Below are 26,727 nucleotides of genomic sequence, written 5' to 3' on the forward strand. Positions count from 1 at the left end.
AGACAAAAACGACTCGGCGCAAGGTCATGCCGGGCAGCGGCGATAGGCGGGTAAAATCTAGCCTATAAATTTTCGCCTACACGGGCGACATAGCCCTTTGCCACGATAAATTCGTATCTTTTTGAGGGTGATTTTACGCGAGCTAACGGCTAAATCATCGCAAATTTTGCGTCGTTTAAGCCGCAAGAGCAAAAATAGCGTTTCTAAACACGCCAAAAGGAGCACGAACCCCACTTTCTCGCGGTTTTAGAGTTTTAAGCCGCAAGAGCAAAACTGGCTTTAAACAGCAAATCGCCGAGCCGCCAAATCCACCCCGCGCGTTTTGCGTTTAGGCAAGGAAATTACCGCTCGCGCCTTATGCAAAATTTAGCTATTTTGCCGGCTGCAAGTAGGCAAATTTACGCTTACTAGAAAGCCAAGAAGGCAAAAGCGCGGATTTGCGCCGCGCACAAACGGCAAATTTGCGACTTTGCGCCGTAAGGCAAAAACCAAAACTAGCCAAAAGACGCAAATTTAGGGCGCGTATAAAAACTAAACCAGAGTGCTTTAGCCTTTTAAAGCTCGCAAAGTTTGCCGCAAACCCGCTTTTACCGCGTCTTGCGCGATAAATTACGGGATAAATCCTAGCAAATCACCACTTCATACCCGCTTCCAGCCAAAAGTTGCGGCCAAGGCCGTACTCGTAGTAGCTACCTTCGTTTGAGGCGATAAATTTTTTGTTTAAAAGATTATTTATGTCAAGATTTATAAACGCTCGAAAATCGCCGGCCAGCCGCCTTTCGTAACCTATACGCATATCCCACGTCGCGTATGCGGGTAGCTTTTGGCGCTCGTAGACGTACATCCCGCGCGCCCTATTCCAGCCGCCTAGTAGCGCGTCCGTTTTGCTCGTATAGTTTATGAAATTTGAAACGCTAAAGCCGCTAAATTTAGCCGAGTGGCGAAATTTGGCGGTAAAAGGCACATGGTAATCAACGACAGGTAGTTCGCTTTTTTTGATGATTTTACCGTTATACGAGACGTCGTCATTCATCTCGTCGTCTTCGTAATCCATAAAGCTCCTGCTTTGCTTAGTAAAGCTTAGCGAGCCTTCAAAATCGTTTTTTACGCCCCAAATTTCGATCGGAGCGATGTTTGCCGCGCTTAAGGTTACGATGTCGCGCTTGCTTTGCCCCTCGTTGGTAAATATAGAATATCCGTTTCCGTAGCCTGCTAGCGGCTCTCTTACGTATTTCATCGCTACTTCGTCGCGGCCTTGGCGTCTTACGTATTTGAGATTTAGCCTCGCGTTGCCGACGTCGCCGCGATAATACGCGCTAAATTCGTCGTCGTAAGGCGTCTTTAGCCCTCTGATCGGGTAACGGTCGCTATCGTAATCGCCGCACACGTAGGGTGCGCCGTATGAACCTCTAGTGCAAGTTTTACTCATTTTATAGATGCCGTTATACATCTTGTACGCGAAAAAATTTCGTCCGTAGTAGCGGTTTAACCCGAGTCCTACAAAATTTTTATCCGCGAATTCATACTCGGCTAGCAACCTCGGGGCCAAATTTACGTCGTTATTATCGCCGTTTCGCTCGATGCGAAGTCCGGGGCGAAATTTAAACGCGCCAAACCTCATCTCGTCTTCGAGATAAAGGGCGAGATTGGTTTGCGTAGCCTTGGTTTTTACGGCGTAGTAGTAGATTTTTTTCGATAGATATTGACCGACCGCGCCCTGGGATGCGAAGCTATCGTCTATGACGCAAGTTTTATCCCCCGGCTCGCACGCGCCCGTTAGCGACTTTGGGATGCTGTTGTGAACGTAGGTTTTGGGTATCTCGTAACCGCCGATTTGCCTAGTTAGCTCAAAGCCCGATTTTATCAGATGCACCGCGCTAAAAGCGTCAAATTCTTTCATGCTCGCATCAAATTTATACGAGAGAGTATTCTGCTTTTGGGTAAAGTCGTTATACCCGCCGATGCCCGCACTCCCGCTCGTACTCCAGTTTTTGACGTTTGAGGATTTGTAGGTATAATACTCGGTATCATGCTCATAGTCTCGGCTGTTTTGCGAGGCGGAGTAGCTAAGCGTCTGCTCTAAAAATACTCCCTCAAGATCAGCCTGCGCCTCGAGCGTTGCGACGTAACCGCCGTATTTTAGCGTGAGCTGGGAGTCTAGGTACCGCTTGGCGGAGGTGTAGTTATCTAGCCTGGAGTACAAAAAACTCGGCTTTAGCGTAAATTTATCGCTCACGCCCCAAACGCCTTTTACGAAAAGATTATCATTAGTCTGCCTGTCGTCCGGAAACGAGTATAAATTTTGATTTATCTGTTTTTTGTTGTAGTGGTTTTCTATGACGGAGCGGTGCCTCGAGTAGTCTAGCAAAAGGCCGAAATTCTGCGTCAAATACCCCTCTGCGCCGACTCTATATCTGCGCTTTTTAAAGTCGCTCATATCGGCTAGATCGCCGTCGTCGTATCTTTGCTCGGCGGAGGCGTCTTTATAAATTTTGCTCCAATCCCCGCCCGTATAAGAGTAGCTAAGCACGCCGTGAAAGCCGCTTTTGGGGTCTCTGGTTTTAGCATTTACTGCGCCTCCTTGAAAGCCGCCGTATCTAGCCGAGACCGCGCTATCTAGCACCTCGACGCTACCTAACAGATCCGTATCTACGCTCATAGCTTGCGAGCCTATCGTGCTGTCGCTCCAGGGGTTGTTGTGGTTATTCCACGTGCGTTTTTTAGGGTCTAGGTCGTTATTTATGCTTGCGCCGTCTAGGGTAAAGTTGTTTTGATAGTAGCTCGCGCCGTTTATGCTGATATCTTGCGGAGCCAGCTCGCCCGCGCGCACGCTTTTGGCGTTTTTCGCGCTAAAGGCGACGTTTGGATTGCCCTTTAAAAGATCGGTTATGCCGTGATTTTTAGACGTTATCAGATCCATATCCGCGCGCGTTAGTTTTCCTGGTTCTTTCGTAGTGTTGGCGTCGGCGCTGACCTCGACTTTATCTAGCACGACCTCCGCGGCGTTTAGCGTACTTAAATTTAACGCCTTTAAAGCGGTTAAATTTAAAGAGCCTTGATGGGCGTCGCGACTCGCGGCCAAATGCGAAAGCGGCAAATTTAACGCTGCGACCGCCACGAAAAGACTAGCCGTTTTTTTCATAATTATCCTTAGTTAAATTTATTCGTCGGTTTTGGGCGTTTGCGTCAAAACCGCGTATTTTAGGCGGCGATAAATTTTACTCGCCTTACGTTTTAGTTTTGAACGGTTGCTAAATTCGGCTAAATTTACGCCGCAAAGTTTGTAAAAAGGCGGCTATTTGCGATTTGCCCTCGCAGCGATTAGGCTTTGTTTTTTAAACACGCGTTTAAACCGCAAATTTAAATAAAAAACGCCGCCTAAATTTATTCGCCGCTTAAAAAAGCTACGCCAAGCAGGTTTGCTAAGCTCTAAAGGCGCTTTTGCTAAAAATATAAAAACCGCCTAAGAGCTAAATTTGTCCCGCGCAGGCGTTATTTTTCAGATTTTAAAACCGCCTGATAGCCCTGCTTTTTGAGCGCTTCTACGACCGCATTTTCCGCAAAGTCGTCCTGGACGACGATGTCGGCCGTTTTAGCCTCCAAATTTACATCAAATTTCTTCACGCCCTTAAGCGTATTTAACGTCTGCGTGATGACTTCGTAGCAGCTCACGCAGGCCATGTTTGGGATCTCGTAAACTAAAGTCTTGTCCGCAAAGGCCGCCGTGCAAAGCACCAGCGCTAGAGCTAGCTTTTTCATTCTTTGATACCGACTTTGTATTTTTTGGCTTGGATGGCGCGCACTACGTCCATCACGTTTGCGCCGCTATCTGCGGTAATATTTACGTCCTTGCTTTTTAGATCAAAGCTCACGCTTTTTACGCCCTTGACGCCCTTTGCGGCATCTTCGATTTTCTTAGCGCAGCCGCCGCAGTTCATATTCGGCACGTTTAGTTCGTAGGTTTGCTCTGCAAAAATGCTGCCGCAAATCGCCGCCAAAAGTAAAATTTTCTTCATCATCGCTCCTTGAAAATAATATTTGATATGAAATTGTATCACTATATTTCTTATATATTTATTATTTTTATTTATATTAAAATGTAATATAACTTACTTTTTTCTTATATTTAAAATTAAAGATTGACGTCAAATTTGAGCGGATTTAAAGCGGGTGAAAAAATATTGCGAGGAAACTAAGAAGCAAAATTTAGCCCGCAAAAAGCTCAAATTTGCAGGCTAAATTTATAAAACTATTCTTTGGTTTTTGCCATTCTGCGGCGCATAGTAGGATCTAGATAGCGTTTACGTACGCGTATGTTTGTCGGCGTAACTTCGACCAGCTCATCCTCCTCGATCCACTCCAGAGCGCGCTCTAGGCTTAGTTTTCTAGGCGGTACGAGCTTGATAGCGTCGTCAGAGCCGCTAGCGCGTACGTTGGTTAGGTTTTTGCCCTTGATCGGGTTTACGTCGAGATCGTTTGGACGGCTATGCTCGCCGATGATCATACCCACGTAGGTCTTAGTCTGCGGATCGACGAAAAGTACGCCGCGATCTTGCAAGTTCCAGAGGCTATACGCTAGCGTCACGCCGTTTTCCATCGACACCAGAGCGCCGTTGCTGCGGTGCTCGACGCTACCGATGAGCGGTCGAAACTCGAGGAAGCTGTGATTCATGATGCCCTCGCCTTTCGTATCGGTCAGAAACTGACTTCTAAAGCCGATTAGGCCGCGCGCAGGGATCTCAAACTCGATCCTCGTCTGTCCGTCGCCGGTCGGGTTCATCGAGACCATCTCGGCCTTTCTACGTCCGAGTTTTTCGATCACGGTGCCGCTAAACTCGTCCGGCACGTCGCATACTAGTAGCTCAAACGGCTCGCAGCGCACGCCTTCGATCTCTTTGACGATAACTTCCGGACGTCCGAGACAAAACTCAAAGCCCTCGCGGCGCATATTTTCGGCCAAAATCGTGATTTGCAGCTCGCCGCGGCCGCTAACCTTAAATTTACCCTCGCCGATGTTTTCGTAGCGCATCGCGATATTGGTTTTCATCTCGCTAGCTAGACGTTCGTCGAGTTTGTTTGAGGTTACGTGCTTGCCCTCGGTGCCCGCTAGCGGACTATCGTTTACGCTAAATACGACGCTAAGCGTAGGTTCCTCAATCTTTAGCGGATCAAGCGGCATAGGGGAGTTTGGATCTACGACGCTATCGCCGACGTCCAGCGCCTCAAAGCCCGCTATCGCTACGATATCGCCCACCTGCGCCTCGTCAATGTCGCGGCGCTCAAGGCCCAAAAAGCCGATGAGTTTTGAAATCCTACCCGTCGTTTTCGTGCCGTCGGCTTTAGCGAGCATTACGTTTTGGTTTTTAGAAATTTTACCGTTAAAGATACGAGCAATGCCGATTTTACCGACATAGTTGTCGTAATCAAGCGTGAAAACTTGAAGCTGCAAAGGGTTGTTTATATCGCCGCTAGGAGCCGGAACGTGAGACAAGATCGTCTCGAAAAGCGGCTGCATATTTACGTTTTCGTCGGCCAAATTTAGCTTTGCGTAGCCGTTTCTAGCTGCTGCATAAACGACCGGGAATTCTAACTGCTCGTCGTTTGCCTCAAGCGCTACAAAAAGGTCAAAAATCTCGTTTATCACGCGATCAGGATCGGCTGCGGGTTTGTCGATTTTATTTACGACGACGATCGGGCGAAGGCCGAGCGAGAGCGCCTTTTTCACGACGAATTTAGTCTGCGGCATTACGCCTTCTTGCGCGTCTACGAGCAGCAAAACGCCGTCGACCATCTTTAGCACGCGCTCTACCTCGCCGCCAAAATCGGCGTGGCCCGGGGTGTCGATGATGTTGATCTTGGTGTCTTTATAGCGGATCGCGGTGTTTTTCGAGAGGATCGTAATACCGCGCTCGCGCTCGATATCGTTGCTGTCCATCACGCGTTCGCCGACGGCTTGGTGCTCGTTAAAAGTACCCGATTGTTTCAAAAGCTCGTCAACCATCGTAGTTTTGCCGTGATCGACGTGAGCGATGACGGCGATGTTTCGTATCTTTTCCAAATTTTTCTCCGTTTTAAACTTTTAAAGCGCGGATATACGCGTTTTGATAAGATAGCGATTATACCCAAAACTTGCTAAAAAAAAATTTATAACCGAAATTTAATCTAACATTTAGCTTTATACGGTTATAATATTTAATATCAATTAAACGCCCTAAGGTAAATTTATGTTGAAAACCCGAAACGTCGGCTTTAAAATCTCAAACAAAACGATACTAAATCAAATAAATTTAGAATTCAAAAGCGGTAAAATTTACGGACTCATCGGGCATAACGGCTCGGGAAAATCTTCTCTTATTAAAATTTTAGCCAATCAGCAAAAAAAATATTCCGGGCAAGTGCTTTTGCTGGATAAAAATATCAAAGAATATCGCGCTAAAGATTTTGCCAAAAAGCTCGCGTATTTACCGCAAAATTTACCCGATGCGGCCGACGTTAGCGGATTTGAGCTCGTATCGATGGGCAGATACGCTCATCAAAGCGGCTTTTTGCGCGACGAAAAAAACGACGAACGCATAGTTTTGGAGGCTTTGGAAACGACCGGAACGCTTAAATTTAAAGACCAAGAGGTGCGCACCTTATCCGGCGGCGAGCGTTCTAGGTTGTTTTTGGCGATGCTACTGGCTCAACAAAGCGATTTTTTGCTTTTAGACGAGCCTTTGGCTCCGCTTGATATCTCTTTTCAGATCGAGGTTATGCAACTTATTTCCAGGCTGGGCAAAGAGCTCAAAAAAGGTGTTATTATCGTTATTCACGATATAAATTTAGCCGCTACGTATTGCGATTATCTCATAGCCTTGAAAAAGGGCGAGGTGATCTTTAACGCCGATGCAAAAGAGATAATGAACAGCGAGCGCCTGGCGCAAATTTACGGCGTAAAGGCGAGCATCGTTCCTCATCCTACCCAAAACCGACTAGCGGCGGTTTTTTGATGCGCGCTTTTTTCGTATTTATTTTTACTTTTACCGCCTTAATCGCTCGAAATTTACCCCAAGAAACGGAAAATTTAAGCCCTAAAATCGTAGCGGTAGACTGGACGGCGGCGGAGATATTGAGGTCTATCGGATACGACGTAGCGGCTATCGGAGATAAAAGAAACTATGAAATTTGGGTCAAAGAACCAAGCGTAGAAAACGCAGTCGATCTAGGGCTTAGAATGCAGCCCAATCTAGAAGCGCTAATCAAGCTAAAGCCCGATTTTATCATCATCCCGTCCTTTTTTGAATTTAACAAAAACGCCCTAGCCCAATACGCGCGAGTAGAGGTCATAGACGCGTATAAAGAAGGGGATTTATACGAAAATATTTTGGACGCGACGCATCGTATCGCCAAAATCGCAAAAAGAGAAAAAGAAGCGCAAAATCTCATACGAGAAAACGAAGAATTTTTTAAAAATTTACGCGCCGAGCTCGCGCGTTTTTCAAACGAACCTATCGCGACGATCCAGTTTATAGACAGCAAGCATTTGAGAATTTACGGAGAAAACAGCATATACGGAGTAAGCCTGAAAAAAATGGGGCTAAAAAACGCCGCGCCTAAAGAATTTACGTTTAATTTGTGGGGTATAGCCACGGTGCCGATCACTTCGCTTTTTAAGCTTCCTAAAAACTCGCGACTCGTTATCGTCGAACCAAATCCGCTCGATATTAAGCGCGAGCTTAAATTTAACGGGCTGTTTCGAGCTCTAGGATTTTTTGAAAATAGTATTCAGACGAGTCCGATTTGGAGCGCAGGCTCGATTTTAAGCATGCGGCGCTTTGCTACGCAGCTGGCTCAAAACCTAAATCAAGATCCGCGAAAATGAAAAAACTACTTACGATTTTTTCGGTCGCTTTCGTCGTTTTGGGTATCGCCGCAGTCGCCTCGCAGGCGATTTTACTGGAAGATTTCGGCCAAAACGTCAAAAATTTAGTCGTTTTAAATTATATTTTGCCGCGAATAGGCGTCGCGTTTTTAAGCGGACTGTTTTTATCTACGGCTACGGCTTTGATGGCGCAAATAACGCATAACCCGCTAGCAAGCGATAGTACGCTCGGAGTAGGTAGCGGCGCGGGATTTTTTATGCTAGCGGGCGCTCTTTTCTTTCCGCATCTGGAACTTAGCGCCGTCGCGAGCTCTTTCGTCGGCGCGGTCGCGGCGCTAGCGATACTTTTCGCATTATCTTCGGGGCGCGGATTTTCGGTATTTACCACGACGCTATCGGGACTTATAATCGGTTTATTTTTCGGATCTTTGACCTCGCTTTTAATGCTCTTTTTTCAAGAAGAGAGCTTTTTCGTCGCGGTTTGGATGAGCGGGGATTTGGCGCAAGACGGCGCGTTTAATTTTTACTCCATGCTAGTTTATTTTTTGCCGGCTTTAGCGGCTATTTTATATTTTTCTCGCTCGTTTCACCTTTTTGTTTTGGGCGATAGCGCTTGCAAGGCTCTTGGCGTAAACGTAAATTTAATACGCGCGACGGGGCTTTTGATAGCCGCTTATCTCACCGCTTTGACGGTAGCTTTCGTCGGCATCATCGCATTCGTAGGGCTTGGGGCTTATACGCTAGCAGATAGATTTAAATTCGATAATTTCGCAAAAAAGCTAATTTGCTGCGGCTTGTGCGGCGGGTTGCTTTTGGGCGTTACGGACGAAATTTTGATCGTGATTTTAAATTTAACGGGCGTAAATTTACCGGCAGGAGGCATAAGCGCGTTTTTAGGCGCGCCTTTGCTTTTATGGCTGATAATACGCGGAGTCCATAAAAACGAAGTATCCGCAAAAGACGGCGACGCGGGCTCGGCAGTAAAAGCAAACGCCGCTTTCGTATTGCCCGTTATTTTAGCCGTTTTGGTCGCGGCCTGCTTGTTTTCGCTATTTTTCGGGGTCGGAAATTTTAGCCAAGAGATACTAAGCGTGCGTATAAACCGAGTAGCGGCCGCGCTTTTTAGTGGCGTGATACTGGGCGTCGCGGGAACGGTTTTACAGCGTCTAAGCAAAAATCAAATGGCTTCTCCCGAGCTTTTGGGGATAAATTCCGGCGTGAGCCTTGGCGTATTGGCGGCTATGTTTTTAGCGCCGTTTTTGACCGTGCCTCTAGGTATCGCCGGCGCTTGCGCCATGCTTTGCTTTACCGTAGCCGTAAACTACAAAAACGAAATGTCGCCGCACAAGGTGATTTTAACGGGCATAGCTATAATGGCGTTTGTTAGCTCAGTAGAGAAAATTTTGCTCGCGACGGGAGATAGTAGGATTTATAACTTTATGAGCTACGCGTCGGGGAGTACCTATTCGGTTACGACAGCGTGGGCTGCTGCTCTATTTATCGCGGCAGTAGCTAGCGTTTTATTCGCGCTTTATTATTCCAGGCAAATCGAGCTTTTAAATTTAGGCGACGCGACCGCTTCGAGCTTGGGAGTAAACGTCCCGGGATACCGAACGATACTGTTTTTATTTTGCGCGGGCATAAGCGCGTTAGCGGCTCTTAACATAGGCCCGGTTAGTTTCGTTGGCTTGCTAGCGCCGCATATAGCGTCGTTTTTGGGCTTTCGCAAGCCGCGCTTGCAAATCGTAACCGCGTCTGTTATCGGCGGGATATTGATGGTAACGGCCGACTTTTTAGGCAGGACGCTTATTTTTCCTTACGAGATACCTTCGGGGCTCGTCGCTACCATTATCGGAAGCGCCTATTTCGTATCGGTGGCCAGAAAATTAAAATAAACTTTAAAAGGAGACAAAATGAAAAATAGTTTTAGGCTGGGTTTAGCCTTAAGTTTGAGCGCGGTCGCCGCTTTGGGCGCCGATAGCGTAGCTCTCGAAGAAGTAAGCGTCGTGGGCTCTGTAGCCAAAGGCAGCGGAAAAATCGACTTTATGCAGCCCGGAACCACTACTGCGATAACGCAAGATAAAATTTCCGAACAAGGCGCAAGCCAACTCGATAATGCCGTTAAATACGAAGCGGGCTTCATAAATCCCTACGGAACGGATCTGGATACGACCGATTGGCTAAAGCTAAGGGGCTTTAACGCGACGGTTACGCTTGACGGTTCTACGCCTTACAAAGGCGGATATTTAGGCGCTCAGCACGATATCTACGGGCTTGAAAGTATCGAGGTCGTAAAGGGCGCGAATTCGCTTTTATACGGCGCCTCAAGCGCGGGCGGAGTTATAAATTTAGTCAGCAAGCGTCCGACGGCTAAGCCTTTTGCCGAGGTCGGATTTAAGATCGGTAACAAAAATCAACGCGGAATTTTCTTTGACGCGAGCGACGAGCTTTTTACCGATAGGGTCAAATTTCGCTTAGTCGGAAATTACGAGAAAAAACACGGCGACGTCGATTTTACGCACAACGAACACTATTATATCGCTCCGTCTTTGCTGTTTTTGCTCGGCGACGAAACGACGCTGACGCTACTTTCAAGCTATACCAAAGATAACGGCACGGGCGTGACGGCGTTTTATCCCTATCCGAACGTAACGAAAGTATCTCGCGGCGTAAATCCGAGCTCAAGCAGCGACTTTTTAAAAAGAGAGCAGTATACGGCCGGCTACGAGCTAACGCATAATTTTACGGACAATTTAAAATTCGCGTCGAGCTATAAATTTAACAAAGAAGACAAAGAGCAGCTCGCTACGCTATACGTGGGCAGTTTCGGCGTTACGTTAGTCGATGCGGACGTGAAGTCTCATACGTTCGACAACCGCTTGAGCTATGAATTTCAAGGCGAAAACATCAAAAATTTAGCCACGTTCGGCTTTGATTACCGAAAAATAAAAGCGGACGGAATTTACGGCTTTTCTAGCACGACGCCTTGGACTATCGGCGATAGAGTAAGCGTAGCTAGACCTAGTAGCGCCCCAAGATACGACGTAGATCAGTCGCAACTGGGCTTTTATTTTAGCAACCAAGCGACGCTTTTTGACAACCTCATCCTAAACGCCGCCGTTAGACGCGACAAGCTAAAAGAGGACTCCGATACGCTAGGCACGAAAAATAACTACGAAATATCCAAAACCACTTATCAAGCGGGCGTAATGTATAACTTCGACGCGATCGGATTGATGCCGTTTTTTAACTACTCTCAAAGTTTTACTCCCGTCGTAGGAAGCAACAGCGCGGTCGGATACAAACCTATCGAAGGCAGACAATACGAAACGGGCGTAAAATACTTGCCAGAATTTATAGACGGAGAATTTAGCCTTGCATACTTTGATATAGAGGAAAAAAACGCTCTGGTGGGCGGTATGGTCGGGGGCCTATATATCCAAAGCCAAGCCGGTAAAAAACGAACCAAAGGCTTAGAAATAAGCTCGAACGTAAATTTAACCGACGATATAAACTGGATCGCGGCCTATACGCATTATTTTAGCGCAAAAACTCACGACGGAGTAAACGGCGATATCGTAACTCAAACGGCTCTAATACCTAAAAACACGCTCTCTTCATTTATAACGTATAAATTTAGCCTAACCGCCGACCAAAGCCTAAAAGTGGGCGCGGGCGTTAGATACGTAAGCTCTATCCCGGACGGCTCGGCAAGCGGCTATAAAAGCCCTTCTTATACCCTGCTAGACGCTATGGCGGAATACGAGTATAAAAAATTAAGCGTAGGTCTAAACGTCAATAACTTAACCGACAAAGAGTATTTTTCCGGTTGCGACGGATATTATTGCTACTACGGCGAGGGCATCAGAGCGACGCTAACGGCTAAATATAAATTTTAATCTCCGATTTTAATCTCCCAAACTCGCCTCAAACGAGGCGAGTTTTTCTACGAAACGATTAGGAACGATTTTTGCATACCCTTTGAAAGTTAAATTTAAAGGGTTTTTATGCAGACTACTCAAAACGATATTTTATCATTTGACGCGAGCATCAAAGGCGGCGTGAAAAAGCAGAGCAAAAGCTCGCAAAAAGGCGGTAAAGAGGACGGCGAGTTTCTCTCTATGGTGCTAGACGCGGCCGCTAAAAAGGGTGAAAATTTAAGCGAAAAAGATCTAAAAGAGATGGCAAAAGCCGTAAATTTATCCGCCCAAACGGCTCAAAACGGGCAAATCAAAGCGCCTATCCAAAGCACGGACGTAAAAGAAATTTTAGGCGAGGAAGCGGCGGAAAATTTATTTGAAAACGCGACTTTTATGCAGCTTTTGCAAATTTTAGAGATGCTTAGCGGCGGCGAAAAAATCAGCAAATTTCCAAATTTCGAAAACCGCTTAGCCAAAGCGCTCTCAAGCGAAACGACGCTAAACGAGCTAAGGGGAGCCAAAAATCTAAACGAGCTCATCGAAATAGCAAATAAGCTAAATTTAGGTCTAGAAAATATCGAAGTAACACAAGCTCAGGCGGACGAGCTAGGTGAGATGTTTCCGAGTTTGGCGAAAAAAGATTTCTTTGAACCCGTAACGCCAAAGAAAAATTTCGCTTTTAGCGAGCTAAAAAACAAGGTCGAAGAGACGATAAGCGCAAGCGAGCCAGAACCCAAAGATACGCTAAATAAACTACTCGCCGCCGTACAAGAAGAGCAAAACAAAGCCCAGCCCAAAGACGTCAATGCAAAAGCGCAAGACGTGCAAAATTTGGCTCAAAACTCCAAAATCATAAAAGAAGCGGTAAAAAACGATGGCGAAAAAGAGACAAATTTAAAAGACGATAAGCCAAACCTCAAAGCCGAAAGCGATCTAAATTTAACCGCCGCAAAAAGCGAAAAATCGGGGCTCGGTCAAGACTCTAAAAAGATAAATTTGCAAAATTTGCTATTTCCGGAGCGCGAAAACGCTGAGGAGCAAATTTTAACCGAGACCCAAAGCGATAACGGCGAAAATAACGAACTAAACGCTATAGTAAAAGATGTCATCTCAAACGCCAAGGCGCAAAGCAGGAATTTCCAAGCCGTGCGCGAGACATTTGATAACTTTAGCTCAAATTTAAAAGAGCAGGTCGCGGCCTACAAATCGCCTTTCATGCGATTTAACATCACGCTAAATCCACTAAATTTGGGCGAAGTCGAGATCACGATGGTAAATCGCGGCAACAATCTGCACATAAATTTTAGCTCCAACACGCAGACGATGAACCTGTTTTTACAAAATCAGGCCGAGTTTAAAAACAGCCTCGTAAATATGGGTTTTACCGAGCTTGAGATGAACTTTAGCGATCAAAATCAGCCAAAAAAAGAGCAAGGGCAAAAGAGCTACAAAGGCTCCAAATTTAGCTCCGACGACGCTGAGCAAAGCGAACCGTCCGCGCCTCGTTTAGAGCTCGTCGTTCCGCGCTACGTGTAAATTTGGAATCAAATTTGCTTGAGATATAAAAATTTAAAGGATAAAAGATGTCAAACGGACTAGAAACCAATAACTTTACGGTAAACAACCAGGCCGCCAAAAAATCAGCGGACGCCCTACAAAAGGCCGCAGGCACCAATCCAAATGCCCAGCTAGACAAGGACGCTTTTATGAAACTTCTTTTAACCGAGCTTCAGTATCAAGATCCGACAAGCCCGATGGATACGGAAAAAATGCTAACCCAAACTAGCCAGCTAGCCTCGCTTGAAATGCAAGAAAATACGAACAAAATGATGCAAAAGCTAGCCGACCAGCTAAAAAATAGCACAAATATGTACGCCGTCGGAGTGCTAGGCAAGATGGCTAAAATCGGCGATAGCGGCATCGTAAAAGAAGAAGGCTCGGGCGTCAAATTTGCGGGATTTTTAGAAAGCGCGGCAAAAGGCGGCACGATAAATATCAAAGACGGCACCGGTAAACTCGTAAGAAAGCTAGAATTCGGCCAAGCTAGCGCCGGAGCCAATACCTTTGAGTGGGACGGCAAGGATAGCGCAGGCAACGACGCAAAAGCAGGCACCTACTCGGTAGAGATAAACTACGTCGATCACGCTGGCGGCGCCAAAACCGGCGGCGTAGGCAACTATCTCGTAGAGGGCGTCAAATTTATCGATGGCGTCGCACAGGTAAAGGTCGGCGGACAATACGTCAGCATCGACAAAGTCAAAGAATTTACCGAGCCGTCAAAAGGATAAATCCATGGTAAGAAGCCTATATAACGGCGTTAGCGGCGTGAGAACGCAGGGATTTAGCATGGATGTTTGGGCGAACAACATCGCCAACATAAACAACGTCGGCTTTACCGCTTCGATACCGGAATTTAAAAGCATCTTTTATCAGACATCCTTTGCCGCCGGCAATAATCCGACGCAGGATCAAGTCGGCCTGGGTGCTACGGGTATGACGACGGCGCTTAGCTTTTACAAGCAAGGCCCGTTTATGAAAACGGATAACGTTTTAGATATGGCGATAGGCGGCAAGGGGTTTTTTGGCGTAACGAACGGCTCTGGCACATACTATACGCGTGCCGGCAGCTTTGGCGTAGATAAAGAAAGATATCTCGTAACAAATCAAGGCAACTACGTCCTAGGCACGCAAAATACGCTAACACAAGTCACTCCAAGCCAGGGCGCGATAGAGGCTTTCGGTAGAGTTAACGGACGAGCCGCAGTCACGCAAGCCTACACTCTGGGCGCCGACACTACAGACCTTGACGTCGGCGACATCGGCTCTCAGGGCAAAATTCGCCTACCGGAGTTTTTGTATCTACCAACCAAACCGACTTCAAAGGTAACTTTTAAAGGAAATCTCGACTCATCTTTTAAAACCGAGCCAACCACTTCGCCAGTCGATAACGCTACATATAATAGCAGCATAGATAACCCCTCTAGAACTATAAATTTACGCGGGCGAGTCACGGCTGACGATACGATAACCCGCCCCAGAAAAGGCGATCTAGTAACCGTAACGGCAACCGACGCGAATGGTAAAACAGCTGAATTTAGCACTCCGATCGACGAAAACGGCAACTGGAGCATAAGTCAGAAATTTGAAAGAGATTTTGATCTAACGACCGCCCCAAATTTGACCGCAAAAATAAACACGACTAAAGAAGCGGCAAATCAGGAAAAATTCGTAACCGAGCTTTTAAATGCGGACGGCACAAAAAATAAACTTGAGCTAACGCTAACAAAACGCGTACCTCAGGGTGCTAACGGTACAGTTTGGGATGCGGCGGCAACCGTAAAAGACGCAAGCGGAGCAGTAGTTTCAAATACTAACGGCGAGCTAAATTTTGATTACGAAGGTAGGCTTGTTAGCTCTACTTTAAGCGCCCTAGATAATAACGGCTCGCAAATAGAGTTAGACTTCGGCACTCCCGTGGCTGCGGGTCAAATTTACTCAGGCGTCACTAGCGCGTCTCAAGCCAAAAGTATCTCGATCGCGCAAGACGGCGTACGCGAGGGTATTTTAAAGGATTATTACACCAACGATTCTGGAAATATCTTGGCGCAGTTTACAAACGGCCAAGTCCGCTCCGTCGGCAAAGTTGCTCTCTATCACTTCCAAAACGAGCAGGGACTTGCAAAAATGGGCGATAATATCTATTCGCAAAGCGCGAATTCCGGCGCGGCCTTTTTCTATAAAGACGCAGGTGGCAAAAGTATTTACGGCGCCAAACTGGCTAGCAGCACGCTAGAACAGTCAAACGTCGATCTAGCGCAGGCTCTGACGGAAGTCATCGTCACGCAAAAAGCCTACGACGCTAACGCCAAGAGTATCACGACTAGCAACGAAATGCTCCAGCGCGCAATCGAGCTAAAACGCTAAATTTAACCCGCAAATTTGACGCGGGTTTTTAAATTTAGCTGCAACCGTAAAGCCAAATTTGACGCGCTCAAATAGCTTGCTTTTAAGATATCTAAATAAATTTTTAGCTAAAATCAGCCCCGAAAATTTACCGAATAAAGAAAAAATTATGAACCGAAAAAGAATCTACAATCCAAGCTCAAATGAAAATTTGACCGATCGCCGCGTATTTAACGGCAATCCGCACGGCATCTTAAATTTCACCAAGGCAAAATATCAATGGGCGCTCAAGCTCTGGGACCTGATGGAAGCTAACACCTGGTTTCCAAAAGAGGTTGACACCACGGACGACGTGCGCGACTACGCCTACAACCTCACACAGGCCGAAAAGCGCATGTATGACCTAGTCTGGAGCCAGCTCATCTCGATGGATAGCTTTCAGACAAACAACCTAGCTGACAACATCAACCCTTACATCACCGCGCCAGAGATCAACGCCGTACTAAGCCGTCAAGCCTATGAAGAGGCAAACCACAGCAAGTCCTATGCCGTCATGGTCGAGGCGATCTGTGACAACACCGACCTCATCTATGAGATGGAGAAGCACGACGACGTCTTACGCGAGAAAAACGACTACATCTCAAGCGTCTATGAAGAGCTTGCGGGTGAAGTGACTGACGAGAAGCTACTTCTTGCGATGGTTGCCAACCAAATTTTAGAGGGCATCTATTTTTACAGTGGCTTTACAGCGATCTACGCTCTAGCTCGCGCTGGCAAGATGCTAGGCTCAGCTCAGATGATCCGCTTCATCCAACGCGACGAGATCACACATCTGCTGTTATTTCAAAACATGATAAACAGCGTCCGCGCCGAGCGTCCGGATCTTTTCACGCCTGAAACCGAGGCTAAAATTTACGACATGTTTGAGCGCGCGGGCGAGCTTGAGATCAAATGGGGCAAATACATCACGCAAAACCAGATCATGGGCTTTACCGACGACATCATCGAGCAATACATCCGCTACCTCATCGACCAGCGCCTAGTCGCCATCGGGCTAAAGCGCCGCTACAACGTCGCCCACCCAATAAAATGGGTCGATGATTTTGCTAAATTTAATGACCAAAAGTCAAATTTCTTTGAGGCAAAAGTGACCAACTACAGCAAGGGAAGCATCAGTTTTGACGACTTTTAGTCCAAATTTATACCCTATCGTCCTAACTGCGCCGACCCGCCAGCAAAGACAAGACGAACTGCTAGAAAAAATCGCCGTCGCGCCCGAAAATTCGGTCATCCTAGCTAGCGAGCTATGCGTTAGCGGATATGATTTCGACAGATTTTTTAGCGGCGCAAACCGCGCTATGCTGGGCGGCTCGATCGGTAGCTTTGATGCTATACTTTTTGAAGCCTTGCAAGAAGCGCTAACTCCCGATAAATTCCTCGGACTCACGCATCTAACAAGTCTAAACCGCGCCAAAGGACTCGCGCAAATTTCAATCACGCAGGCGCAAAAAAACGAAATTTATAACGAATTTATCCTGCTAAACAGCCAAAACGTCTTTTATACGCAAAACAAATCAAAGCTTTTTCGCCCGAATTTAGAACATGAAATTTTTGCTGCAGGCGACGAATCTGCGATAAAGCCTTTTGATTTTAAAGGGCTAAAAATCGGCGTTCTTATTTGCTTTGAGCTTAGATTTGCCCATCTTTGGCAGCAACTAAAGGGCTGCGATGTCATCCTAGTGCCCGCCATGTGGGGCGAGGCGCGCCAGGACGCATATCTTACGCTTTGCAAGGCTCTAGCGCTTGCTAACAGCTGCTACGTCGTAGCCGCAAGTTCGCTTGATCTGGAGTTTTCGGGCGTGTTTTTGCCGAGCGGCGAATTTGCGAAAGAGGCTAAATTCGACTCAAATTTGATCCTTGAAACCAAACGAAATTTGGGGATTTTATGACCGCTCTTGAAAAATCAAAATGCACCAACATGGCCGATGAGATCGGCGATATACTCACTCTGACGCCCTCTCTTTACAAGGCTCTTTGCGACACGCCGCGCGAGATCTTTGCGCCCGTCACTCGCCACGCATACAGCCTAGACGCTCAGCCCATCGGCGGCAATCAATGGATCAGCTCGCCTCTAACGGTAGCCAAAATGACGCTAGCGCTCGAAGCCGAAGATATCGACAACGCTCTAGAGATCGGCTGCGGTAGCGGCTATCAGGCGGCGATTTTGTCGCATTTGGCGCACAGGGTTTTTAGCGTCGAGCGCATCGAAAAGCTCGCGAGCGAAGCCAAAAAACGCTTTGAGGCGCTTAAAATCCACAACGTTCACGTGCGATTTGATGACGGAAACGTTGGTTGGAAAAGCTATGCGCCATACGATAGGATCTTGCTTTCGGCCGCAGCGCAGCAGGTGCCTCAGACGCTTTTTAACCAGTTAAAAAACGGCGGTATTTTAGTAGCTCCCATCAAAAAAGATGGCAAACAGTTTATCGTAAAATTTACAAAGGACGCTCGCGGCGAGATAACGCAAAAAGCGCTTGACGAGTGCTTATTCGTACCGCTTTTGGGCGGGATAGAGTAGCGCGAGCCGTCAAATTTGACACCGCTATTTTTACAAACTCCGCTTTTAAATTTAACTACGCAAACTCGTTTATCATGCAAATTTAGCCATACGTTAAACCTAAAACTGTATAATCGTCATACAAATTCTTAGCAAAGGAGCTAAAATGGCAACAGATCGCGAGTTGGTTAATTTCTCAGAGGAACACGAGCTAAATACGGTGCTAGCAAGGCACGGCAAGGCCCAAAGCATCGCAAACCGCGAGGTGCTTTGCGAGCTCGGTAAAGAGTGCAAGGAAAAACTAGGCAAAAGAGTGCTAACGCAAGATGAATTTGACGAGTTTTTAAAACCTGTTTTAAATCGCTTGGAAGATAAAAGAGCTTAAATTTCGGGGGCTTTCCCCGAAATTTCTATCAAATTTTCTAGTTAGATATTCCGCTATTTTTAAATTTATTTCTTTACATCACTATAAAAATCTCCAAATTTGCCAAATTTAATGCTCGCTTTGGTTAAATTTGACTTCAAATTTAAAAACCCGCCAAAACAAACAAAATATCACCGAAATCCCAACGCGGCAAATTTAATATTAGCATAAACTCGGCGCAGTACCGAGAGAAAATAATCCAAATCGAACCGCGCCGTATTTAACCGAGCTACGCCCTAAAAATGCACCTTAAATTTCGCCCAAAAGCTTCTGCCGGGCTCATAAAGCCTCGTGCCGTTCGGGATAGTCTCGTAGCCTGCGATACCGCCGCCGTAGCCGCCTTTTGAGTTATGATAGGCGTATTTGGCGTCGTTTAAATTTTCCGCCGCTAGCAAGAATTGATAATTTTTATATTTATAGCCTGCACTTAGCCCCAGCGTCCAAAAGCTATCGCTCTTACCCAGGTCCATGCCGCCCACATCGCCGTAGCCTTTTTGCGCGCGGTTTTGCGACGCGTTAGCGTAGAAGTCGGCTTTGACGAACCAGTCGGGCTTTTCTAAACCGGCGCTTAGTTTAAACGCTAGAGGCGAAACCTTAGGCAACGCGTCGCCGTCTTTTAGGCCTCCTGCATTTTTAGTCACCTTGCCGTAGACATAGGATACGCCCGCCCCCAGCCTAAACATATCGGCTAGCAGCGTAGTGCCCTCGATCTCGCCGCCGTATAGCAAGGCGTCGGTATTAAACGCATCTGAGGACATGCCCATAGGATTATATTTTAGCATGATATAATCATCCATCTTTGAGACGAAAAAATTCGCGCTTAGCTCGTAGTTTTGATCTTTTAGTACGGCGCCAAAATCCAGCTGCGTGTTTCTTTCTTTACGTAGCTCTAAGTTCGCGTCCTTGTTCGTTTCCCAGTGATCAGGTAGTCTTTGTGCGTGACCTAGTCCTGCGTAAAGCGTTAAATTTTGCAGATATTTTTCGTATCTAAAAAAGCCTGAGAATAAATTTTCTTTCCTGCTCTTATGCGTTTTTAACAGTTTTCTCTCGCCCGCGTCCAGCCTAAGTCCGCCAAAAAGCCCGTAGTCGTTTTCTAGGACGTATTCGTTTTGAGTGTAGATCGTTTTATACGTTACCTTGCGCTCTTTTACGTGCGGCTTTGATACGGCTGCGTCCATTTCGGCTTTAGATACGCCGGCTCCGCCCGTTCCAGCGCCTCTCCACTTAAATACATCCTCAGAGTACCCAGCGCCAAGATAGCTTGTTAGATTGTCGAAATTTAGCTCACCTTCTAGCTTAAAGCCATACATATCGCGTATCGGGTGGCTGATGCTATATCCCTTGCCGCGCCCCGTGCCCGGCACTACCGGACGCATTGTGAAGTTGTCCATTATGTGATCGATTTGATGATAGTACGAACTTAGCCTGATCTTGTGCTCGCCAACATCTTGTTCAAATTTGAGTCCGAAAGACTTACGGTCAAACTGCACGCCGTCCCTCATCCTGTCCGCATACGCCGCTTCGCCCTCGCCCAGATCCGCGCTTAACTGTAAGGCAGTAGTTTCCGTCGGCGTTAGCGTGCCTACGAGCGAGACGCTGTTACGTTTATAGTGTGTATGCATTTTCTGTCCGCCGCCGCTTTTATAGTCGCCGCTCTCATGGTGTCCGCCCGAGACCTCTAGGCTACCCAGCTCATTCCCCGCTGCTACGTCCGCAGTAGTTTCAAACCGCTTAAAACTACCGCCAAGTACGCTTACGTTTCCTCCAAAGCTCGGTTTTGACAGCCTTGCTATCTCCCTATCGAAAAATATACCGCCGCTAATGAGCGCGCCGTATCTGACGTCTTGCGGGCCTTTTACGATACGAACCGAGCTGTAGTTTTGCGCCGAGATGTAGGTGATGGGCGTATCCATGCGCATGCCGCAGCCGCCGTTTAGCGTGCTACCGTCGATAAGTACGGGCAGCCTAGCCGCCGTTTGCGAGCGATAATAAACCTCGCTGCCGCCTCCGCCTTTACGCTCCATCGTAAAGCCGTTCAAATTTGAAAGCGATTTGGCGATGTCGCTGTTTTCCAGTATCGCGCCTTTTCCGGCTATTTGGGCGTTTGTAGGCTCGTCGAGGGCTGATTTTTGCATTTTTGACGAGACGGTAACGGGACTCAGGCTTATCGCCTCCTCGGCGCTAAGCATCAAATTTGACGCCATGGCCAGTGCCAAAACGTAAGAAATTTTCATTTTCGCTCCTGCAAAATTAATATTTAATATTGAAATTGAAGCAAAAATCAACTTAAATAAAGTATGAATATCTATGTAATGTTAATTATTTTGTGTGAAATTTAGCTCAAATCCTGATATTTCGGTCGTTTGCGTTAAGTGTGTAGAAAAGTAACTTTAAAGGATTAGAATTATAAATTTAAGTAATCTCGGTTTCATCAAATTTGAGCTAAACGAAACCGAGATTAAATTTACAAAATCTCTTTTACCAGCAGCTGCGGCGTAACGAGTCCTCGAAACGAGTTTTTCGATACCGAAAAAACGAGGTCTATGCTCTCGCCGGCATGCGGCTCGCGAGTATCTCGCAAACCGCGCTCTTGCCGCTGCCGATACTGCCCGTGACGACGATTGCGTGTTTAAATTGCGGCATTTTGCTTTTAAATTCGATATAAAACTAGAACCGAGTCGCATCTTAAATAAGACGGCAAATATCAAAAATAAATTTTCACAAGACTCTAAAATTGACTCATAGATTTTAAAATTTCGTGTTTTATCCGCGAGAAATTGCCGTTTTGCGATGGGATTTGAAAATTTATCGTATGATTTTGTCGAATTTAAGCGCAAATTTTAAATATTAATATTAAATTTAAATTTATTTAGTGCATTCTTCTTGAGAAAAATCTTTTATGTCGAGAATGCTTGTATACTTCTACTTCTCTACAGTTTACCTTTTTCATTGCCTCTTTTATCGCGTCTGGCGTACCTTCTCTGAGTGCTGCTAGCATGACTTCGGGTGGCTGTTCTTCGCAGACTATCTTTTTCTCTTTATGAATAAACGTGCTAATGATATATAAGATAACGGCGACGATAGCGATAAACGTATAAAATAAAATCTTTTCGATTACTGACTGGCTAAAAATAGTTTTCTTTTTGCTAGATTTATTTCTTATTTGTTTAGATTTAGCCATAAAGTTACCACCGAAAAATCTCTAAATTTAATCCAAAATCCAGGCATAGCGAGCCGAATTTACGATATCTCTTTTACCAGCAGCTGCGGCGTAACGAGTCCGCGAAACGAGTTTTTCGATACCGAAAAAACGAGGTCGATGCTCTCGCCGGCATGCGGCTCGCGAGTGAAGTTAAAAAACAGCGCTTCAAGGCATTTGCCGTCTTTTTGCAGAATGAGCTTTAGGTGATTTTGTTCCCTTCCGATTAGTTTTTTGTTTTTGACGACGGCGGATTTGATCTCAAAGAGCGGGCGCGGATTTTTCTGTCCGTAGGGCTCAAAATGCTCCAAAATTTCAAGTAGCTCGAAGTCCACCTCGCCCGCCTCTATCTCGCCTAGAGGCTCGTCAAACGCGCTAAATTCGTGCAGATCCATCAGCATACACGAGCTATTTATCGCGGTTTTAAACGCTTCTAAATTTGCCGGATCTATCACGATGCCCGCAGCCCCCTTGTGCCCGCCGTAGCCTGCAAGTAAATTTTCGTGGCTAGCGATGAGCGAGAGGATGTCTAGCTTGCCCACGCTTCTAGCGCTACCTTTGGCGCGGTTTTCGTCGATGCTAAAGACGATGGCGGGCTTTTTAAACTGCTTAGCCAGACGCGAGGCAACAATGCCGATGACGCCCTCGTGCCAGCCCCTGCCCCATGTTACGATTATGTGCTCGTCCTCGCGCACGTCCTTTAGCGAGCACTCAAAAAGCGTGCGCTCCTCCTCCTTGCGCGAGTTGTTAAAGCTTACGATGGTATCGAGGCATTCGCAAGCGCGGTCTAAGCTTTTAGCGCGTAAAAACTCAAAAGATACGCTCGCATCGTCCATGCGGCCCGAGGAGTTGATGAGCGGCGCGATGAGAAAGCTGATGTCGTCGCACTCAAATTTATCCTTGCCGTAAAGCTGCTTTATCGCCGTAAATGCGGGCCTGCGCGAGCTGTTTAGGCGGTTTACGCCAAGCTTAACCAGGATGCGGTTTAGGTCGCGAAGCTCCATCATATCGGCGATTATCGCGATAGCGAGGAGGTCTAGAAATTTACCCATATCGTAGTTGATGCGGCACACGTCTTTTAGCGCGCCGACTAGATACCATGCGACCTGAGCGCCGCAAATTTCGACGTTTGGAAAGTGGCAATCCTTTTGCTTCGGGTTTATGATCGCATAGGCCTCGGGCAGAACATCAGGCGGCATGTGGTGATCGGTGATTATGAGATCGATGCCTTTTTGTTTGCAAATTTGAGCCGCGTCGTTTGCCGAGATGCCGTTATCCACAGTCACGATGAGGCCGGCATCCGCGATCTCCTCGACGATTTGCGGATTTAACCCATATCCGTCGCTAAAACGATTTGGGATACGCACGAAATACTCGCTAACGCCCAAATCATCGAAAAACTCGGCCATTATGACGCTGGCGATCACGCCGTCCACGTCGTAGTCGCCGACGACGACGATCTTTTCGTTTCGCTCGATCGCGCGTTTTATGCGCTCGGCACCCTTAAATACATCCTTTAACGCATCAGGCGTAGGAATTTCTGAAAGTTTTTTGTGAATGTCCTTTTCAAATCTTTGATTCAGTAATTCCTTTATTTTTTCCTTATTCAACATTATTTTGACGGGCTTTCGCGTAAGCCTCGCCGTCAAATTTCGCCGCCTTGCCACCGTTTTTGCCTAAATTTTCGCTCGCCTCTGGGGTCAAATTTACCCCTACCGCACCGCAAAAAAGGCTAAATTTTGGTTCAAATTTCATCTTTTTCCTTCTTTTTTATTTTCTAATGCGCAAATTATAGCTTTTTGAAATTTAATTTCTTATAATTTTCAGCGAGTCGAAATTATATTTGAAATGATATTAATTATTATATTTAAACCTAGGTTAAGATGCATTTTTGTATTATTGCGCTCTCATTTCAACAAAAAGGAACGATATGAAAATAACTTTTTTAAAAGCGCTGTTGGTGCTTTTTGCGGTGTTTTCAGCAACCCAAGCGGCGGCCGAAACTAAGGTCATAAAAGACGTCTTAGGTCGCGAGGTAAAGGTAAATTTACCCGTTAAACGCATAGCTTTGGGTTTTTACTACACCGACTTTTTAGCCGTCGGCGGCACTAAGGCTTTAGATAAAGTCGTGGGCTTTTCAAAAGAGGTTTGGACGGACTGGACGCCTGCTAGTTGGGATCTATATAGCAAAGCGCTACCGCAGCTAAATAAGCTTGCGGACTTCGGCGAGGTAGAGGTCGGTACGTTCTCGGTAGAAAAAGTTATCTCTCTAAAACCCGATTTGCTAATACTCGCATCTTGGCAGTATAACGTGCTAGAGCCTGATTTAAAGCCTTTAGCCGATCTAAATATCCCGATAGTCGTGCTTGATTATAACCGCGAGAAGGTTGAGCTTCACGTAAAAAGCACTAAAATTTTAGGCGAAATTTTAGGCGAGGAAAAAAGAGCGGACGAGATCTCTAAACTATACGAAGACACCGTAAAAGAAGTGGGCGATCGCATCGCAAAAGCAAATTTGCCTAAACCTAAAATTTACATAGAATTCGGCCGCGGCGGTCCTGACGACACAGGGATAACCTACGGTAAAGATATGTGGGGTTCGCTGATAGATTTGGCCGGCGGAGATAATATCGCAGCCGATCTAGTCGAGCAGTGGGCACCCATCAACGCCGAGCAAGTCATAGCCGCAAAACCCGACGTTATAATGATAACAGGCCGCGAAACCGAACTAAAAAAAGAACCGACCGCGATGGTGATGGGCATAAACATAGATAAAGCCGAAGCGTTAAAAAGACTGGACGGATTTAAAAAACGTGTCGGTTGGTCGGAGCTTCCGGCTATCAAAAATAACCGCCTATACGGCCTATATATGGGCGCGTCAAGAACTCTTGCGGATATGGCGATGGTGCAATATATCGCAAAAGCTTTGTATCCGCAGCTATTTAAAGACGTAGATCCGATAAAGACCTACATTGATTTTCACAAAAAGTACTTGCCTGTCGTTCCCGTCGGAACTATAGCCATCCAAGCGGACGAAAAATGAATAAAATAAGCTCCGAAGAGGTCGTAAAGGCTCATAGAAAGCGCGAATTTAAACGCTTAATCATCATCTTGAGCTTTATAGTCGTGGGTCTTGTCTCGATGGTGTTTGATATCGGTACCGGGCCTGCGATGCTCTCGCCAAAAGAAGTCGTAGATACGCTTTTACAGCCGATTTTAGGCGGCGAGCAGGATAAATTTTTATACCACATCGTTTACGATATCAGGCTTCCCGTAGCGCTTATGGCTTTAGTCGTAGGTGCGGCTTTGGGAGCGGGCGGCGCAGAGATACAGACTCTTTTAAACAACCCTATGGCAAGCCCCTATACGCTGGGGCTTGCCGCGGCGGCAGGGTTTGGCGCATCGCTGGTGATGGCGTTTGGTTCGTTTGGACTGCCTCAAATTTACGCCGTGCCTATCGGTGCGTTTATCATGACGATGTTAGCGGCGTCTATACTGTTTTTGTTTTCGATGATGAGGCGATTTGGGTCGGCTACTTTGGTTTTAGTCGGTATCGCGCTTTTGTTTTTGTTTCAGTCTATGCTCTCTTTGGTGCAGTTTTTGTCCGCGCCCGAGATTTCGCAGGCGATTTTGTTTTGGCTGTTCGGTAGCCTCCAAAAGGCTAAATGGAGTACGCTGGCTGTCGCTACGGTCGTAACGGTCGTATGCATCTCGCTACTGATGCTAAATACTTGGGCGCTAACGGCTTTGAAACTGGGTGAAGAGCGAGCCAAAAGCATGGGCGTAAATTTATCCGCCCTTAGGATTAAAATTTTGCTTATAGTTTCGGTTATGACGGCTACGGTTATTAGCTTCGTCGGCGTTATAGGCTTTATCGGCCTGGTCGCTCCGCATATAGCTAGAAATTTAGTCGGCGAGGATCAGAGATTTTTTCTGCCTACTACTATCTTCGTCGGTGCGGCGTTTTTGTCGATAGCTTCAGTGCTTTCTAAGGTTATAAATCCGGGCGGACTCTTTCCGGTCGGTATCATCACGGCGTTTGTGGGCGTGCCGTTTTTCTTCTGGATCATTCTCTCAAGGAAAAACGTATGCTAGAGCTTAAGAATTTAACGATATACCGCGGCTCGCTTTGCACGGCAGATGCCGTAAACGCTAGCTTTGAAGAAGGTAAGGTTTACTCCGTACTAGGGCCTAACGGCGCAGGCAAAACTACGCTCATAAGCGCGATTTTCGGCGAGATGGGCTATGAGGGCGAGATTAAATTCGGCGAAGAGAGGTTAAATTTCAAAAACCATTTCTCGTGGAAAAAGAAAATCGGCTACATGCCCCAAGATAGCTACGTAGACGCTAGTTTAACGGCTCTTGAGGTCGTTTTGCTAGGGCTTATGGATAGTCTTGGGCTTTATCTAAAAGACGAGCAAATAAACTCGGCCGTAGATATAATGAAAAAACTAGGGATTTTGCACCTAGCCGGTCGCGACGTGATGCAGCTCTCAGGCGGCCAGCGCCAGATGGTGATGTTTGCCTCCGTGCTTATCAAAAAGCCTAAAATTTTACTTTTGGACGAGCCTGTTTCGGCTCTTGATATGCACCATCAATGCGTGCTTTTGGACTGCGTTAGGAAATTTACGCGCGAGCACGGCATAACCACCGTGATGATACTGCACGATTTATCGCTGGCGTCGCAGTTTAGCGACGAGGTGTTGCTACTAAACGGCGGCAAGATAAAAGCCAAAGGCGAAGCTAAAAAAACCATAACTAAAGAGCTAATACAAGAGCTTTATAAAGTAAACGTGGATATTTTTTACGACGATGCCGGCGTACCGGCCGTAGTCGCAAAGTCAGCGTTCGGGGTAGAGTAGC

General features: G+C 46.5%; 22 protein-coding genes. 14 read left to right on the forward strand and 8 right to left on the reverse strand.

The window, feature by feature from the left end:
* Window positions 1-631: 631 nt before the first annotated feature.
* From Q0394_RS04620 to typA, 4 genes are all read right to left on the reverse strand, one after another.
* Window positions 632-3,142, reverse strand: coding sequence for a TonB-dependent receptor plug domain-containing protein (locus tag Q0394_RS04620; RefSeq protein ID WP_298945718.1), 2,511 nt, complete (start codon window positions 3,140-3,142; stop codon window positions 632-634).
* Window positions 3,143-3,492: 350 nt separating this feature from the next.
* Window positions 3,493-3,759, reverse strand: a complete 267-nt coding sequence (locus Q0394_RS04625) for a heavy-metal-associated domain-containing protein (protein WP_298945719.1) — start codon at window positions 3,757-3,759, stop codon at window positions 3,493-3,495.
* Window positions 3,756-4,016, reverse strand: a complete 261-nt coding sequence (locus tag Q0394_RS04630) for a heavy metal-associated domain-containing protein (protein WP_298945721.1) — start codon at window positions 4,014-4,016, stop codon at window positions 3,756-3,758. Before Q0394_RS04630 ends, Q0394_RS04625 begins: the two co-directional genes overlap by 4 nt.
* A 233-nt stretch (window positions 4,017-4,249) precedes the next feature.
* Window positions 4,250-6,058: a translational GTPase TypA gene (gene typA / locus Q0394_RS04635; protein WP_298792753.1), complete on the reverse strand. Its 1,809-nt coding sequence runs from the start codon at window positions 6,056-6,058 to the stop codon at window positions 4,250-4,252.
* 166 nt (window positions 6,059-6,224) lie between these two features.
* On the opposite strand from typA, the gene Q0394_RS04640 reads away from it, so the two are divergent.
* The 11 genes from Q0394_RS04640 (at window position 6,225) to Q0394_RS04690 (ending at window position 18,626) form a co-directional block, all read left to right on the forward strand.
* Window positions 6,225-6,989, forward strand: a complete 765-nt coding sequence (locus tag Q0394_RS04640; RefSeq protein ID WP_297969120.1) for an ABC transporter ATP-binding protein — start codon at window positions 6,225-6,227, stop codon at window positions 6,987-6,989.
* On the forward strand, window positions 6,989-7,861 hold the full coding sequence (locus Q0394_RS04645) for an ABC transporter substrate-binding protein (RefSeq protein ID WP_298945741.1): 873 nt from the start codon (window positions 6,989-6,991) through the stop codon (window positions 7,859-7,861). The genes Q0394_RS04640 and Q0394_RS04645 overlap by 1 nt, the downstream gene beginning before the upstream one ends.
* Window positions 7,858-9,756 (forward strand): iron ABC transporter permease, encoded by a 1,899-nt coding sequence (locus tag Q0394_RS04650; protein ID WP_298945722.1) that lies wholly within the window; start codon window positions 7,858-7,860, stop codon window positions 9,754-9,756. Before Q0394_RS04645 ends, Q0394_RS04650 begins: the two co-directional genes overlap by 4 nt.
* Before the next feature lie 18 nt (window positions 9,757-9,774).
* On the forward strand, window positions 9,775-11,760 hold the full coding sequence (locus Q0394_RS04655) for a TonB-dependent siderophore receptor (RefSeq protein WP_298945723.1): 1,986 nt from the start codon (window positions 9,775-9,777) through the stop codon (window positions 11,758-11,760).
* A 108-nt stretch (window positions 11,761-11,868) separates the two neighbouring features.
* The gene (locus Q0394_RS04660; protein ID WP_298945724.1) at window positions 11,869-13,317 is read left to right on the forward strand and encodes a flagellar hook-length control protein FliK; all 1,449 of its coding nucleotides are present in this window, start codon (window positions 11,869-11,871) and stop codon (window positions 13,315-13,317) included.
* Window positions 13,318-13,364: 47 nt separating this feature from the next.
* Entirely contained in the window at window positions 13,365-14,069 is a 705-nt protein-coding gene (locus Q0394_RS04665) for a flagellar basal body rod modification protein (protein WP_009494792.1), read from the forward strand.
* Between the two features lie 4 nt (window positions 14,070-14,073).
* Window positions 14,074-15,705: a flagellar hook-basal body complex protein gene (locus Q0394_RS04670; protein ID WP_298945725.1), complete on the forward strand. Its 1,632-nt coding sequence runs from the start codon at window positions 14,074-14,076 to the stop codon at window positions 15,703-15,705.
* A gap of 148 nt (window positions 15,706-15,853) precedes the next feature.
* The gene (locus tag Q0394_RS04675; protein WP_298945726.1) at window positions 15,854-16,876 is read left to right on the forward strand and encodes a ribonucleotide-diphosphate reductase subunit beta; all 1,023 of its coding nucleotides are present in this window, start codon (window positions 15,854-15,856) and stop codon (window positions 16,874-16,876) included.
* Window positions 16,863-17,633: a carbon-nitrogen hydrolase family protein gene (locus tag Q0394_RS04680; protein WP_298945727.1), complete on the forward strand. Its 771-nt coding sequence runs from the start codon at window positions 16,863-16,865 to the stop codon at window positions 17,631-17,633. Before Q0394_RS04675 ends, Q0394_RS04680 begins: the two co-directional genes overlap by 14 nt.
* Window positions 17,630-18,262, forward strand: a complete 633-nt coding sequence (locus Q0394_RS04685) for a protein-L-isoaspartate(D-aspartate) O-methyltransferase (RefSeq protein ID WP_002950947.1) — start codon at window positions 17,630-17,632, stop codon at window positions 18,260-18,262. Before Q0394_RS04680 ends, Q0394_RS04685 begins: the two co-directional genes overlap by 4 nt.
* A gap of 145 nt (window positions 18,263-18,407) precedes the next feature.
* Window positions 18,408-18,626, forward strand: coding sequence for a hypothetical protein (locus Q0394_RS04690; protein WP_009494786.1), 219 nt, complete (start codon window positions 18,408-18,410; stop codon window positions 18,624-18,626).
* 275 nt (window positions 18,627-18,901) lie between these two features.
* On the opposite strand, the gene Q0394_RS04695 is transcribed toward Q0394_RS04690, so the two are convergent.
* From Q0394_RS04695 to Q0394_RS04710, 4 genes are all read right to left on the reverse strand, one after another.
* The gene (locus Q0394_RS04695) at window positions 18,902-20,899 is read right to left on the reverse strand and encodes a TonB-dependent receptor (RefSeq protein ID WP_298945728.1); all 1,998 of its coding nucleotides are present in this window, start codon (window positions 20,897-20,899) and stop codon (window positions 18,902-18,904) included.
* A 635-nt stretch (window positions 20,900-21,534) separates the two neighbouring features.
* The gene (locus tag Q0394_RS04700; RefSeq protein ID WP_298945729.1) at window positions 21,535-21,846 is read right to left on the reverse strand and encodes a hypothetical protein; all 312 of its coding nucleotides are present in this window, start codon (window positions 21,844-21,846) and stop codon (window positions 21,535-21,537) included.
* Window positions 21,847-21,905: 59 nt separating this feature from the next.
* Entirely contained in the window at window positions 21,906-23,477 is a 1,572-nt protein-coding gene (gene recJ, locus Q0394_RS04705; protein WP_298945730.1) for a single-stranded-DNA-specific exonuclease RecJ, read from the reverse strand.
* Window positions 23,467-23,619 (reverse strand): hypothetical protein, encoded by a 153-nt coding sequence (locus Q0394_RS04710; RefSeq protein WP_298945731.1) that lies wholly within the window; start codon window positions 23,617-23,619, stop codon window positions 23,467-23,469. The genes recJ and Q0394_RS04710 overlap by 11 nt, the downstream gene beginning before the upstream one ends.
* A gap of 175 nt (window positions 23,620-23,794) precedes the next feature.
* On the opposite strand from Q0394_RS04710, the gene Q0394_RS04715 reads away from it, so the two are divergent.
* From Q0394_RS04715 to Q0394_RS04725, 3 genes are read left to right on the forward strand one after another with little or no spacing between them, the layout of a single operon-like run.
* Complete coding sequence (locus Q0394_RS04715; RefSeq protein WP_298945732.1) at window positions 23,795-24,907, forward strand: ABC transporter substrate-binding protein; 1,113 nt, start codon at window positions 23,795-23,797, stop codon at window positions 24,905-24,907.
* Window positions 24,904-25,959 (forward strand): iron ABC transporter permease, encoded by a 1,056-nt coding sequence (locus Q0394_RS04720; RefSeq protein ID WP_298945733.1) that lies wholly within the window; start codon window positions 24,904-24,906, stop codon window positions 25,957-25,959. Before Q0394_RS04715 ends, Q0394_RS04720 begins: the two co-directional genes overlap by 4 nt.
* Window positions 25,953-26,726: an ABC transporter ATP-binding protein gene (locus tag Q0394_RS04725; RefSeq protein ID WP_298945734.1), complete on the forward strand. Its 774-nt coding sequence runs from the start codon at window positions 25,953-25,955 to the stop codon at window positions 26,724-26,726. Before Q0394_RS04720 ends, Q0394_RS04725 begins: the two co-directional genes overlap by 7 nt.
* Window position 26,727 lies beyond the last annotated feature (1 nt).

The organism is uncultured Campylobacter sp., assembly GCF_938039205.1.
Classification (GTDB): Bacteria; Campylobacterota; Campylobacteria; order Campylobacterales; family Campylobacteraceae; genus Campylobacter_A.

Excerpts from the sequence above, each read along its gene's own strand:
- Q0394_RS04620 (WP_298945718.1), bottom strand. The coding sequence starts at position 3,142 with ATGAAAAAAACGGCTAGTCTTTTCGTGGCGGTCGCAGCGTTAAATTTG.
- Q0394_RS04625 (WP_298945719.1), bottom strand. The coding sequence starts at position 3,759 with ATGAAAAAGCTAGCTCTAGCGCTGGTGCTTTGCACGGCGGCCTTTGCG.
- Q0394_RS04630 (WP_298945721.1), bottom strand. The coding sequence starts at position 4,016 with ATGAAGAAAATTTTACTTTTGGCGGCGATTTGCGGCAGCATTTTTGCA.
- Q0394_RS04640 (WP_297969120.1), top strand. The coding sequence starts at position 6,225 with ATGTTGAAAACCCGAAACGTCGGCTTTAAAATCTCAAACAAAACGATA.
- Q0394_RS04645 (WP_298945741.1), top strand. The coding sequence starts at position 6,989 with ATGCGCGCTTTTTTCGTATTTATTTTTACTTTTACCGCCTTAATCGCT.
- Q0394_RS04650 (WP_298945722.1), top strand. The coding sequence starts at position 7,858 with ATGAAAAAACTACTTACGATTTTTTCGGTCGCTTTCGTCGTTTTGGGT.
- Q0394_RS04655 (WP_298945723.1), top strand. The coding sequence starts at position 9,775 with ATGAAAAATAGTTTTAGGCTGGGTTTAGCCTTAAGTTTGAGCGCGGTC.
- Q0394_RS04660 (WP_298945724.1), top strand. The coding sequence starts at position 11,869 with ATGCAGACTACTCAAAACGATATTTTATCATTTGACGCGAGCATCAAA.
- Q0394_RS04665 (WP_009494792.1), top strand. The coding sequence starts at position 13,365 with ATGTCAAACGGACTAGAAACCAATAACTTTACGGTAAACAACCAGGCC.
- Q0394_RS04670 (WP_298945725.1), top strand. The coding sequence starts at position 14,074 with ATGGTAAGAAGCCTATATAACGGCGTTAGCGGCGTGAGAACGCAGGGA.
- Q0394_RS04675 (WP_298945726.1), top strand. The coding sequence starts at position 15,854 with ATGAACCGAAAAAGAATCTACAATCCAAGCTCAAATGAAAATTTGACC.
- Q0394_RS04685 (WP_002950947.1), top strand. The coding sequence starts at position 17,630 with ATGACCGCTCTTGAAAAATCAAAATGCACCAACATGGCCGATGAGATC.
- Q0394_RS04690 (WP_009494786.1), top strand. The coding sequence starts at position 18,408 with ATGGCAACAGATCGCGAGTTGGTTAATTTCTCAGAGGAACACGAGCTA.
- Q0394_RS04695 (WP_298945728.1), bottom strand. The coding sequence starts at position 20,899 with ATGAAAATTTCTTACGTTTTGGCACTGGCCATGGCGTCAAATTTGATG.
- Q0394_RS04700 (WP_298945729.1), bottom strand. The coding sequence starts at position 21,846 with ATGGCTAAATCTAAACAAATAAGAAATAAATCTAGCAAAAAGAAAACT.
- recJ (WP_298945730.1), bottom strand. The coding sequence starts at position 23,477 with ATGTTGAATAAGGAAAAAATAAAGGAATTACTGAATCAAAGATTTGAA.
- Q0394_RS04710 (WP_298945731.1), bottom strand. The coding sequence starts at position 23,619 with ATGAAATTTGAACCAAAATTTAGCCTTTTTTGCGGTGCGGTAGGGGTA.
- Q0394_RS04715 (WP_298945732.1), top strand. The coding sequence starts at position 23,795 with ATGAAAATAACTTTTTTAAAAGCGCTGTTGGTGCTTTTTGCGGTGTTT.
- Q0394_RS04720 (WP_298945733.1), top strand. The coding sequence starts at position 24,904 with ATGAATAAAATAAGCTCCGAAGAGGTCGTAAAGGCTCATAGAAAGCGC.
- Q0394_RS04725 (WP_298945734.1), top strand. The coding sequence starts at position 25,953 with ATGCTAGAGCTTAAGAATTTAACGATATACCGCGGCTCGCTTTGCACG.